The sequence below is a fragment of the Lacticaseibacillus camelliae DSM 22697 = JCM 13995 genome, from assembly GCF_001436615.1.
GTDB classification, from domain to species: Bacteria; Bacillota; Bacilli; order Lactobacillales; family Lactobacillaceae; genus Lacticaseibacillus; species Lacticaseibacillus camelliae.
This window is the reverse complement of record NZ_AYZJ01000039.1, coordinates 1-12,224: the sequence shown is the minus strand read 5'-3', so window position 1 is coordinate 12,224 and position 12,224 is coordinate 1. Positions and strand designations below refer to the sequence as shown.

Sequence of the window (12,224 nt, the reverse complement as noted above, 5' to 3'; positions counted from 1 at the left end):
TTGCGCAACCAAAATAGGCCGCGTCACCCCCTCAGGCAGAGGGAATGACGCGGTCTCAATTTGGTTTATAGTTTAACGGGCTGGCCGGCGGTTTCATGTGAAACATGCGCCAGCATCGCGTCGACCACCGTCAGCACGTGTGGCTCGTCCAGCACGTAATACACGTGGCGGCCGACCCGGCGGCGCGAGACCAGCCGGTACCGATACAGCATCGCCAGCTGGTGAGAGACCTGCGGCTGATCGATGTTCAAGCCGGCGGTGATGGTGGTGACGTCGGCCTCGTGGTTTTTGAGAAAATATAGGATGCGGACGCGAGTGTCATTGCTGAGGACCTTAAAGATCTTCACCGCTTCCGCCAATTGTTGCGCATTCATTTTCGGCCATCTCCTAGACTAGGGCAAGCAAGTGGGAGATCAAACCGCTGTCCCAAAAGACCCAGAGCCCTACGGCTGCGTAACACACGCGCATCAGCGTTTCGCCATGGGCCTTCATCATCGCCGCCACCTGCGGCAGGCGGCCGATCAGGTTGATGACCAGGACGACCGCGACGGCTAGAAGTGCGATATACACCAGTGTGACACCGAAGTGGGCCAGCGTCTCGCCAGCCAGGACCGGCAGGAAGATCGACAGGTTACAGCCGGCGCAGACGGACAGGTAGGTCAAAAATACCGAGGCGACCGCCGAGGTTTGCGTGCGCGGCTGATCCGAATCGTTGTCCTGGCGCAGCGCCATGTACAGCGGCAGAACACCGAGGACCCCCAGCGTCCATTCGGGCACCAGCAGCGCCAGCGTTTTGCCGATCGCAAAGCTCAGGGTCATCAGCACGGTGACGCCGAGCACGTAGCCCAGGATCACTGCGCCGCGCGAGTAGCGTTTCAGCAGGAACAGCAGCATGAAAAAGAAGTCTAAGTTTACACTGAGAAAAGTCAGCGTGAGGAGCCAGTAGTTCATCAGCGACATCCTAACTTGTTATATGTTTTATGTTGCATATATCCGCCAAAAACAAAGCCCGTTAATTTCCCGGGCAATGTTTAAGTTACTCTCGCACGACCAGCACGGAGCATGGCGCGTACTTCGCCATGTAAGCGGCCTGCGAGCCGAAGTGCCGGGCGAGGCCTTTCTTGGCCGCTGCGCCGATCACCAGCAGGTCCGGCTTGTACTTGGGGATGAGTGTTTTGACGATGGTTTCCCCGGCATCGCCTTCGCCAATCACGGCGCGGACGTCCTTGATGCCGGCCTTTTCGGCGAGCTGAACGTATTCGGACAGGTGCTGTTCGAGGTCCTTGCGCTCGCCGTGCACGTAGTCCTTCGACAAGGCTTCGTACACATTCATTTCGTCGCTTTCCATGATCGTGGTGATCACGAGGCTGGCGCCATCGACGCGGGCGCGGTGAATCGCGTACTGAAACGCGGCCAGGGCATCCTCGGAGTCATCAACGCCGACGAGGATTTTTTGATAGTCATCTTGTGCCATCAGCGATTATCCTCCTTTTTGCTCTTATCTTCAGCAGTTTCTTCGGCGCGTTCCTGCTTGACCATTTCGTCAGCGGACTTGCCGGCCGCCAGCAGGTCATCGCGCGAAATCCCGGACGCGATCAGCGCCTGGTTGCCTTTGTACATGTCGTACATGCACCAAGCCAGCAGCAGCAGGATCAGTACGATGGCAACGTAAGCCGCCATGTGCGCTTCATTGGCCATACTTGGGCTGACAAAATCGGCGAACGCGTCGGGCAGGTTGAGCATGTTCAGGAAGGTCAATCCAATGACCGAGACCCAGCCACAGATCTTGACCCAGAGCCGGTTCTTAAAGCGAGAACCCATTTCGGCCTTGGAATCCACCATGAGCAGCAGAGGCAGCATGGAAAACGGCAGTGCAAACGCAAGGAAGACCTGAGAATCGTTCATTAAATTATTCAGGGCCTCGTGTTCGGCCACCGGCGGCAGATTGCGCGTCATCCACACGCAAACCAGCACAGGAATGACGGAAATCAGCCGGGTGACCAGGCGCCGGGCCCATAGCGGCATCTTCATGTGGACGAAGCCTTCCATGATGACCTGCCCGGACAAGGTGCCGGTAATGGTCGAGTTCTGGCCGGAAGCCAGCAGCGCGACCGCAAACAGTGTGGAAAGAATGCCAGACTTGGCAACGGCGATCAAAATGCCGTTGGACAGGACCGAGGTGTCAGATAGCGCCTTGTACAGGCCGAAGAAGGACGGATCCTTGACGGCGCCACTCTTGAAGACCGCGACCCCCATGATTAGGAGTAGAGAGTTCACAACGAAGGCGACGGACAGCTGAATGTTCGAATCCCACTGACTGAAGCGTACGGATTGTGCGACCTGCTCTTCGTCATCGTGGTCGATCTTGCGCGTCTGCGAAATCGCGGAGTGTAGGTAGAGGTTGTGGGGCATGACCGTTGCCCCAATGATGCCCAGCGCCCCGGACAGCGGCGTCATGCCGTTGACCGTCGGGTGCGAAGCCACTGTGCCGATCGACGGCACCAACCCCTTCATCGCCGCGAGCCAGTCGGGCCGACTCAGCGCGACCTGATAGGCGAAGACGAACAGGATGACGAGAATCAAGGCGACAACAATCGCTTCGATTTTCCGGAAGCCGATTTTGGTCAAGAGCAATAATAGCAGCACATCAAATACAGTAATGAAGACATCAATGACCAGTGGAATGCCGAACATCAGGTACAGCGCAATGGCCGCCCCAATAACTTCCGCAATATCAGTCGCCATGATGGCCAGCTCGGTCATGATCCATAGGACAATACCGAGCGCCTTGCTTGTCCGGGCCCGAATCGCCTGAGCCAAGTCCATTTGCGTCACAATGCCAAGTTTAGCCGCCATATTTTGAAGTAACATCGCGATTAAACTTGAAATTAGGATGATGGACATCAGGAGGTAGCCGAAGTTTTGCCCCCCGGTGATACTGGTTGACCAGTTACCTGGATCCATGTAACCGACGGCAACCAGAGCCCCGGGACCTGAATAGGCCAGTAATGTACGCCAGAATCCTTTGCCTTTTGGCACTTCGACGGTGCCGTTGATCTCCTCAAGCGATGGTCCATTGGCGTACTCAATGAGCTTGCGCTTTTTGGGTTGCTGTTCTGTTTCTTTCACTATCCCCAATCCTTTCTGAAATCACCCTCAGTATACCCCTGAAGTTTTCCGTGTAAAGTAATTTGTTAGCCTAACCTAATAAAAACTTTTTAAGCACGTATGCAGATATGCGAGATATGCCCATAATACCGGGGATTCTAAGCGTTTTGGTTAGTTTTTAATCCCTAACAAAAAGACAGTAAAAGCTTTTCATCCAGTGGTGAACGAGAATATTCGGTAAATGAAAAAATTGAAAATGTAGGGGACAATGCCTATATATGGGCACAAAACGCATATTGACTGGGATGGGCGGCAATTCTCTGAAAAGCCGAACCTTAATTTGTTTAGGAACACCAAAACGAAACGGTTTTCTTGCTTTACAATGAAGAAGTCGAGACTTAGACTGGTTGATGTACATATTAGAATGGTTACAAATTGTGGGGTGGAACCATGAAGTTATCAGAAAAGGTCAACGTGCTGCGCGCCAGCGTGATGGGCGCCAACGACGGCATCGTGTCGGTGGCGGGAATCGTCATCGGCGTGGCCGGTGCGACGGCCAACAATTACGCGATCCTCATTTCCGGGCTGTCCGGCATGCTTGCCGGCACCGTGTCCATGGCAATGGGGGAATACGTCTCCGTAAACGCCGAGCGTGACGGGCAAAAGCGTGCGATCACTGAAGAAAGTCGGGCACTTGACGACGACTATCAGGGTGAGTTTGATTTCATCCAGCACAAGTATATGAAGACAGGCATTTCCGGCGAGCTGGCAAAACAGGCCACCGGTGAAATGTTGAGCCGCGACCCGTTGAACGTGGCCGTGCGTGAACGGTACGGGTTCGACTCCGGCGAGACCACCAGTGCCGTGGCGGCGGCGGTGTCCTCGATGATTGCCTTTCCGACAGGGTCAATCCTGCCGCTGGTGGCGATCACCTTGTTCCCTGCGGCCATCAAGCTGTGGGCCACGGTGGTGGCAGTCGTGATCGCGCTGACGATCACCGGCTACATCGCCGCGGCACTGGGCAATGCCAACCGCTGGAAGGCCGCGCTGCGCAACGTGGTGTCAGGGATCTTAACCATGGCCGTGACTTATTGGATCGGCACACTGTTTGCGCATTAAAGGAAGCGGTCAACGATGATGAAAACTATGCATCAATCAAAAACTAAAGAAAAACAAACCATGGCCGAGCGCGCCAACACCTTGCGAGCCGGGGTCCTGGGTGCTAATGACGGCATTTTGACTGTCGTCGGTGTGCTGTTTTCCGTGGCGGCCGCGACCACCAACCAGTTCACGATTTTCATCGCGGGGCTGTCCGACCTGCTGGCCTGTGCCTTTTCCATGGCGTCCGGTGAGTACGCCTCTGTGTCGTCGCAAAAGGACACGGAAAAGGCTGTCGTGGCGGCGGAGTCACGGCTGCTCGAGACCGATCTCGCCGGTGAAAAGCAGGCGGTCACGGATTACTACGTGGCGCGTGGTGTCACCGCCGAAACGGCGGGTAAAATCGCGGATCAGCTGCTGCACGAGGACGCACTGGGCACCGTGATCCGGGTGAAGTATGGCCTGAAGAAGGATCACTACATGAACCCGTGGTACGCCGCGTTTGCGTCCCTGGTGTCTGCGGCGTCGGGTGGCATTTTCCCCCTGTTTGCCATGACTGTGGCACCGGTGGCGTGGCAGTGGCCGGCGACCATTCTGGCGGTCATCCTGTCGGTGTCTTTGACCGGGTATCTGTCCGCCAAGCTGGGCAACGGGCTGGTCAAAAACGCGATGATCCGCAATGTGATCGTCGGCATCATCACCATGATCATTCACTACGGCATCGGGCAGCTCATGTAAAACTGTGCAGCAGGCCGATTATTTCCCGGGTGTTGTGTTATGGTGGCATTGTACCAAGATGTTTGGAATACCTAAAAAAAGGCCAGTAGACCCTGAGAAAGGGAGCGAAAGACATGGCGGAAGCAAACGAGCAGCCAATGATTGATGCGGCGACTCAAATGCAGCTGCGTGACCAGACGGAATGCGAGCGGATGATCGACGGATTCCTCCTGCAGAACCTAGTCACAATGACCAACCAGTCTTATTTAGCCTAATTCTTGCCGAGTGCAATGCGGTCAGTTGGTATTGCAGTCGATGGGAAACGAAAGCACCGCTCGAATTTTTTCGAGCGGTGCTTTCGCGTCTCATCAGCAATGCTTGGCGGCGTACGCGACCATGTCCGCGTTCTGCTGGTTCAGCAGCGGGGGCAAAGCGTCCAGCGGCCAGTACTTCATCTCTGTGGTTTCGTTCGGGTCGGCCTCAGCAAAACTGCCGCCGACCTGCTTGACCTCGTACAGCATGGCGATGGTCTGGCAGACGTCACCGTTCGGGTAAACTGTCTCCCCTTGGTCGAAGCAGTGCAGCTGGCGCACGATCGCGACATCTAGTCCGCTGTCTTCCTTATACTCGCAGACCAGTGTTTGCGCGTATGTCTCGCCGTACTCCATGTACCCGCCCGGCAGGCTCCAAGTCCCGTTGTCGGTCCGATGGTTGAGCAGGACTTCGCGCTTGTCGTTGAGCAGGATGCCTGCCGCGCAGTTGAGGATCAACGGCATGTGGCCAACTTTTTCGCGAACCGCTTTGATGTATCCATAAGTTTCTGGCATGAGGCGCCTCCCTTTTCCTCTAGCATACTCGCATTTCTTGGCGCTGGCATTATTGACGGACTGGCCCGCGCAGCCCGCCCGCACAAAATGGCGACGCTTTCAGCAATTAGGTGGAAGATTTGCGCGGCGTTTTCAGTTGAAGCCTCACACCAAAAGGGGCGACACCCTAGAAAAAATTCACTGAATCTGAGCATATCCCTTTCAATTCCGGTCAAAAGTCGGCATAATGGCTAGTGACAAGACACCACATTTTTCATATTTGGAGGAATTAAACATGACTAAACGCATGAGCCGTGTGCTCGCGTTAGCAGTTGGGGCACTTTTGACAGTGGGATTGGTGGGCTGCGGCAATAGCAGCAGTCAGTCCAAGTCGGAGCCGGTAAAAATCACGTACTGGCACCGCATGACCGGGTCTTGGAACAAGGCCCAGCAGAAGACCATTGATGATTTCAACAAGAGTCAAAGCAAGTACAAGGTCGTTGCGACCAGCCAGGGCAGTTATGACGCCCTGCAACAAAAGCTGATGGCTGCGGCCAAGAGCAAGACCCTACCGGTCATGGCGCAGGCACCGACCACCAACATCGGTGATTACGTTAAGAACGACTTCCTGATCCCGTGGGATTCACAGATGCTGCACGGCAGCGACAAGCTGTCCGCCGCTCAGCTCAGCGACGTCTACCCAAGTTTCCTGAAGGCCGGCGAGTACAAGGGCAAGTATTACGGCCTGCCGTACTCCGAATCCACGCAGGTCCTGTTTTACAACGAGACCCTGATGAAGAAATACAACCTGACCATGCCGAAAACCTGGGACGACATTGAAAAAATGGGCCCGGCCTTGAAGAAGGACGGTCTGGCAACGCTGGCGATGGACCAGTCGTACGACGTGCAGCTGGAAGGCATGGCGATGCAGGCCGGCCATAAGCTGATCACGGCAGACGGCAAGGCGAACCTTAACGCGCCGACCACGCTGGCCGCAGTTGACAAGATCCTCAGCTTGCGCAAGGCCGGCTACATCAAGACCGCCGGCACCGATTACTACTTTACCGTGCCATTCAGCCAGCAAAAGGCAGTGTTTGGCATCGGCAGTTCGAGCTCTATCGGCTCCGTTGAGGCGCCAAAGGGCATGAAGTGGGGTACTGCGACCGTGCCAAGCTTTGCCAACGATTCCGTGGCTGAGCCGCTCAACGGGAATGACAACGTCCTGTTCAAGGGCGCAAGCAAGGCTCAGCAGCAAGGCGCTTGGGCCTTCCAGAAGTTCCTGCTGAAAAAGCAGAACGCGGCATACTGGGCCAAGAAGTCCGGCTACGTGCCGATCACCAAGAGCGCCACGCAGTCCGCGACCTACCAGAACTACCTGAAAGCCAACCCGACCTTTAAGGCGGCTGTGGATGCCTCCGACACTGCGTTTGCTTCGACCGTCTTCGCCGGCTACGGTGACTACCGCAACGACCTGATGGACACAGTCGACAGCACACTGACCAAAGGCACCGCTGGTAAGACCGCGTTCGATGCCCTGCAGAAGAAGACGGAAGCGATTTTGAAAGAGAACAAGAACTAGTTTCTCTCAGACAGGCACCCAAGCATTCGTTCGCAATCTGCGAATATGTTGCTTGGGTGTTTTCTGGTGGGGCGAATTATTCATATTACCCGAAAAGCTTTTGGAATTTATGGTAAACACATACGTCAGTCAGACTAAGAATAACGGTGTTGTCGATATAACTATTGCTTTGTTTCTCCAGCGTAGTACACTTTTTGACCAATTTCTTGCTTGGCATCGTTCCACAAGAACACTTGTGTTTGGTGACCACTATCGTCTAATCGAACCAGCGCGTCTCCTTCTGGTGTTTTAAAAGCATACATGGTCTGATTATCATTGACTTTTTTTGAACGATAAATCTCTCTGAGAGCTCTAATATGCTGTACGGACAGCTGCCCAAACACTTTTGCGGAGGTCTTGATTTGTGCTTGCTTTATAGAGCTCGACCGTGTCACCTTTTCTTTCAACAGGCCACCAAAATTACCGGCGACAACTTTATCCTCGGTGTCAAACCGAATACTAACAGAGGGGTAAGCCCAATAATCTCCTTGATGATCTGTCGGGTTACCCAATACTTTTGTAACCTCAGATTTGGTCATTCCAGTATGAAGTGACATCTCTGCTTTGGTGGCCTTAGGGGTTCCAGCTGTCTGACTTTCTTTCAACGGTTGATTGTTATAGCCTGTATTGTCATCAGTGTAGCCAATAATTCCACGAATCATACCGGCTGCCACAAAAGCAATCGGTATAATAATGATCTTTTTTTGATACCACGGTTGGTTATATGCTTTTGTCATTTTATCCCTCACAGCCAAGGTGCCTAAAAAGCCGAGAACAAATGTGATTCGAGCTACTTCGTCCAGCTCCAGTATTAATGTGTACCATGAGTGTTGTGAATGTGCAAGCGCTGACAACAGGAGGCTCTGGCCAAATTCAAAACTTATTTTCTCTAATGAATAACATAAGGAAATAAGGACCACCTTTTTCTTTTGGATTTGTTTTTCCGCAAGTAGAGGAACGCGCCTTTTGAGACCACACAAAAATAAAATAACGAGACGATTGGATTATATGGGACGCGGACGGAGAGCTCAGTTGAAATTATTTTGACAAAGAAGGTAAAGATGCTATCATACAACCGTAAACGTTTACAAAATCCGAGAGGGTGGCTAACTAAGAAACTCGTCGTCAAGATAAACAAGGTGAATATCTTGCTAATTTCACAAGTACTGAATAACAATGTCATACTCGTTGAAGATGGGCAAGATCAACAGAAGATTATTTGGGGTCGTGGGATAGGGTTTAAAGCACACGCTGGCAATCACTATGAGCTTCAGAAAACTGATCGTGTTTTTTCCGCCGTGCCATCTGATGACGAGCAATGGATCGGACAGTTTAAAGAGTTATCTGAAAAGATCCCGCGTGAATATTTTGAACTCACAGAGAAAATCATTCATCTGGCTCAAAGCCAGATAGATGCCGATTTTGATGAACATTTGTTGATTCCCCTAACTGATCACATCTATTTCGCGGTCGAGCGGGTTAAGATGGGGTTGAATCTTGCCAATCCAATGCTTTACGATTTGAAACGCTTTTTCTCCAAAGAATTTGCGGTTGGAAAACAGGCGCAGGAGATGATTCAGCAGCTTTCCGGTGAACCTATCTCTGATGATGAAGCAGGTTTTATCACCATTCATTTGGTCGAACATGAGATTCAGAATTCGAAAAGTTCGGTTGATACTTTTGCCAGTTTTTTGGAGATCACGACCGACGTGAACAACATCATTGAAGCGGCGTTCGGACGTAAGTTTTCAGACGATAGTATTGCAGTTAATCGTTTGATGACTCACTTACATTATCTGATACTACGCAGTGGGTCAAAACACGTGACCACTACGTCGCCTGATGATTCAGCATTACTTGAGGCATTAAAGCGCGGGCATCCGCGCGCGGGGAATTGCCTAGATCAGGTTGTAAGCTATCTAGCTCAAAAGCTGGATTATAAGTTTACTGATTCCGATAGACTTTACCTTTTGATTCATATCGTTCATATAACTGAATAAGGGCTTGTAACTTTGAGTAGGCAATACCCGACGATCACAGCACATATCATTGATATAGATGCTGTAGTCGTTGGGCATTTTACATATTTGAGCTAATTTTCTGAGAGGAGCATCAATTATGGACAACGCAGCGGCGAAAGAAAGCCGAAAGACCAGATTTTATGCGTTTATGCAGAACTTGGGTAAGTCGTTTATGTTCCCAATCGCAACTCTGTCCGCCATGGGAATCTTGGTCGGACTCGGGAGTGCGTTTACCGCGCCATCAATGATGGATCGGTTGCCATTTTTACAGATTCATTGGGTCAATATTGTCTTTTCATTTATGAACACCGTCGGCAGTTTTGGGTTCACTTATCTACCAGCAATGTTTGCGATGTCGCTTCCGTTCGGTTTAGCTAAGCGGAATAAAGGTGTTGGCACTATCGCGGCTTTCGCTGGATACATTTCCCTAAACTTGGGCATCAACTTTATGCTTCAGTTGCAGGGTAAGCTGGTCTCCGCAGCAAAGATGCAAGCTGCGGGACAGTCAATGGTTCTTGGTATTCAATCACTTGAAATGGGGGTTTTAGGCGGTATCTTAGTTGGCCTGATCACCTATTTCCTTTTGGAACGGTATCAGGAAATTAAGCTTCCCGATGCCTTCTCATTCTTTGGCGGGATTCGTTTTATCCCAATCATTTCTGTGATTGTCGAATCATTTGTCGGCTTGCTGATGCCATTCATCTGGCCAATCTTCCAGAGCGGCATCGTGGCCTTGGGTCATCTGATTCAAGGGGCGGGTATCTTCGGGCCATTCCTGTATGGGATTGCACTATCCATCTTGAAGTTGATGGGTCTTCACCACATTCTCCTAGCAATGATTCGCTTTACTGATGCTGGTGGGACTGCGGTCGTTGCCGGGAAGACCGTCAATGGGGCATTAAACATCTTCTACGCACAGCTTAACGCTGGTGTTCCCGTTTCTGGTAAAGCCACAGCCTTCCTTTCTCAAGGCTTCATGCCGACCTTCATGTTTGGGTTGCCAGCTATCTGCCTTGCAATTTACCTGACAGCACGGCCAGAGAATCGTGATCGGATTAAAGGCTTGCTGATTTCAGCGACACTGGTTGCGTTTGTTTCCGGTATTTCTGAGCCAACTGAATACCTGTTCCTGTTTATCGCGCCAATGCTGTATGTTTTCCACACAGTCATGGAAGGCTTCTCCCTTTCGATTATGGCACTGCTTGGTGCACGAATGGGGAACACCGATGGTGGTGTGCTTGACTGGATTCTCTTCGGTTGGTTGCAACCCGGTTCCAGATGGTGGTTACTGATTCCAGTTGGTGCTGCTTGGTTTGCAATTTACTTCTTCTTCTTCCGTTGGTACATTTTGAAAAAGGACGTCAAGACGCCTGGACGTGAAGCTGAGGGTGCAGCTGTGATGACTAAAGGTGCTGGTATTTACGATCCTAGCGTTATCCTTGGCGCACTTGGCGGTGCCGCTAACATTGTGTCACTCGATAATTGCGTGACCCGTCTGCGTTTGGAAGTTAAGGATCCTAGCAAGTTGGATGAAGATAAATTGAAGCAGTCTGGTGCGCTTGCAATTATGAAGGCGGAAAAGTCAGTTCAAATTGTGTATGGCGCGCAGGTTCAAAGTGTTAAAGACGGCGTTGAAAAGTTAATGTCTAACGGGGGCGCCTCACCTGCTTAGAAGGGATGCAAAATAATGACACAGTATGATTTTGATACACTGGCTGATCGATCAATTGATAATGCGCGGAAGTGGGACTCTGGAATTGTTCATAGTAAGTTTCCGAAAGTTCGGGATGATTTTATTCCACTTTGGATTGCTGACATGGATTTCCAGGCAGCGCCTGAAATCCGCGAGGCATTGGCTAAGATGTCGGAGAACGGTGCATATGGGTATACATACCCTACTGACCGTTGGTACCAGAGTGTGATTAACTGGCAAAAGACTCGTCACGGTAATGACGTGAAGAAGGATTGGATTACATTGGGTTATGGGACGGTGCCTAATATGCACGTCCTGATTCAAGCTCTGCTCCAGCCTGGAGACAGTATTCTGATCAATACGCCAGTGTATGGTCCGTTTGCTTATGCAGCTGAGCATAATAATCGTGGTGTAGTCACGGTTCCTTTAATCAAGAACGGGACACGCTATGACATGGATTGGGATGGAATTGAGGAGGCGATGGCGACTAAGAAGCCAAAGCTGACCTTCTTCTGCAACCCGCACAATCCGTCTGGCCGGATGTGGGCAAGAGATGAGATCATTAGGTACGCCGATCTGTGCGAGAAGTATCATGTGCTGTTGGTTTCGGATGAAGTTCACTCTGAGCACATCATGCATGGGACCTTCGTCTCTGCGCTGCAGTTACCCACGAAATATTTGGATAATCTTGTCATGTTTACTTCTCCGAATAAAGCATTTAACTTAGGCGGCCTGAAGTTGTCGTATTCGATCATTCCTAACGATAACCTGCGGGCAATCTTCCGTAAGCGTTACGCCGCGAACTCCGTGACTTCTCCTAATGTGCCAGGCCAGATTGCAATGACAGTAGCATATGAAGAATGTGCCGACTGGTGTGATCAGTGTGAAGCCTACATCAGAGAGAACCTTCGGATTACTGCAGACTTTATCAAGCATGATTTCCCCGGCTGGCAGCTGATGGATATGGATACGTCCTACCTGCCTTGGGTTGATGTGGCCGAATTTGGTATTGATATGCACACTATTGCCAAGACTATGGCCGAGGAGGCGGGTGTGGTCGTTGGTATTGGTGATGACTATGTCGCAAACGCAGATGACTTTCTTCGCTTCCCCAGTTTACAATTCAAGTGCAACACCCTGACGACTAGACCAGAAAGGCCATG

General features: G+C 51.4%; 13 protein-coding genes. 7 read left to right on the top strand and 6 right to left on the bottom strand.

The annotated features are described in order from the left end of the window. Nucleotides 1-65: 65 nt before the first annotated feature. From FC75_RS08005 to FC75_RS07990, 4 genes are all read right to left on the bottom strand, one after another. Nucleotides 66-374 carry an ArsR/SmtB family transcription factor gene (locus FC75_RS08005; protein ID WP_054664167.1) on the bottom strand — a complete coding sequence of 103 codons (309 nt, stop codon included), beginning with the start codon at nt 372-374 and terminating at the stop codon, nt 66-68. A gap of 13 nt (nt 375-387) precedes the next feature. Then, nucleotides 388-951 (bottom strand): cadmium resistance transporter, encoded by a 564-nt coding sequence (locus tag FC75_RS08000; protein WP_054664185.1) that lies wholly within the window; start codon nt 949-951, stop codon nt 388-390. A gap of 85 nt (nt 952-1,036) precedes the next feature. Further along, nucleotides 1,037-1,474, bottom strand: a complete 438-nt coding sequence (locus tag FC75_RS07995) for a universal stress protein (protein ID WP_054664170.1) — start codon at nt 1,472-1,474, stop codon at nt 1,037-1,039. Next, nucleotides 1,474-3,129 (bottom strand): Nramp family divalent metal transporter, encoded by a 1,656-nt coding sequence (locus FC75_RS07990; protein WP_156403598.1) that lies wholly within the window; start codon nt 3,127-3,129, stop codon nt 1,474-1,476. Before FC75_RS07990 ends, FC75_RS07995 begins: the two co-directional genes overlap by 1 nt. Nucleotides 3,130-3,558: 429 nt before the next feature. Here FC75_RS07990 and FC75_RS07985 point away from each other — a divergent pair, with 429 nt between their 5' ends. From FC75_RS07985 to FC75_RS12685, 3 genes are all read left to right on the top strand, one after another. After that, the gene (locus FC75_RS07985; protein ID WP_054664173.1) at nt 3,559-4,227 is read left to right on the top strand and encodes a VIT1/CCC1 transporter family protein; all 669 of its coding nucleotides are present in this window, start codon (nt 3,559-3,561) and stop codon (nt 4,225-4,227) included. A gap of 18 nt (nt 4,228-4,245) precedes the next feature. Next, a complete protein-coding gene (locus FC75_RS07980; protein WP_156403599.1) occupies nt 4,246-4,944 on the top strand; it encodes a VIT1/CCC1 transporter family protein in 699 nt (232 codons plus the stop codon). A 113-nt stretch (nt 4,945-5,057) separates the two neighbouring features. Then, nucleotides 5,058-5,198, top strand: coding sequence for a hypothetical protein (locus FC75_RS12685; protein WP_156314368.1), 141 nt, complete (start codon nt 5,058-5,060; stop codon nt 5,196-5,198). Between the two features lie 93 nt (nt 5,199-5,291). Here FC75_RS12685 and FC75_RS07975 read toward each other — a convergent pair whose 3' ends face one another. Then, nucleotides 5,292-5,750, bottom strand: a complete 459-nt coding sequence (locus tag FC75_RS07975) for an NUDIX hydrolase (protein ID WP_054664176.1) — start codon at nt 5,748-5,750, stop codon at nt 5,292-5,294. Nucleotides 5,751-6,024: 274 nt separating this feature from the next. Between FC75_RS07975 and FC75_RS07970 the strand changes: the two genes are divergently transcribed. Then, nucleotides 6,025-7,308: an ABC transporter substrate-binding protein gene (locus tag FC75_RS07970; RefSeq protein WP_056989589.1), complete on the top strand. Its 1,284-nt coding sequence runs from the start codon at nt 6,025-6,027 to the stop codon at nt 7,306-7,308. 161 nt (nt 7,309-7,469) lie between these two features. On the opposite strand, the gene FC75_RS07965 is transcribed toward FC75_RS07970, so the two are convergent. Next, nucleotides 7,470-8,084 carry a hypothetical protein gene (locus tag FC75_RS07965; RefSeq protein ID WP_056989588.1) on the bottom strand — a complete coding sequence of 205 codons (615 nt, stop codon included), beginning with the start codon at nt 8,082-8,084 and terminating at the stop codon, nt 7,470-7,472. Between the two features lie 324 nt (nt 8,085-8,408). Between FC75_RS07965 and FC75_RS07960 the strand changes: the two genes are divergently transcribed. The 3 genes from FC75_RS07960 to FC75_RS07950 form a co-directional block, all read left to right on the top strand. Further along, complete coding sequence (locus tag FC75_RS07960; protein WP_235808716.1) at nt 8,409-9,347, top strand: PRD domain-containing protein; 939 nt, start codon at nt 8,409-8,411, stop codon at nt 9,345-9,347. Nucleotides 9,348-9,465: 118 nt separating this feature from the next. Continuing rightward, a complete protein-coding gene (locus tag FC75_RS07955) occupies nt 9,466-11,040 on the top strand; it encodes a PTS transporter subunit EIIC (RefSeq protein WP_056989587.1) in 1,575 nt (524 codons plus the stop codon). 15 nt (nt 11,041-11,055) lie between these two features. Continuing rightward, nucleotides 11,056-12,224, top strand: a 1,169-nt coding sequence (locus tag FC75_RS07950) for a MalY/PatB family protein (RefSeq protein WP_056989586.1), incomplete at its 3' end; no start/stop codon positions are given.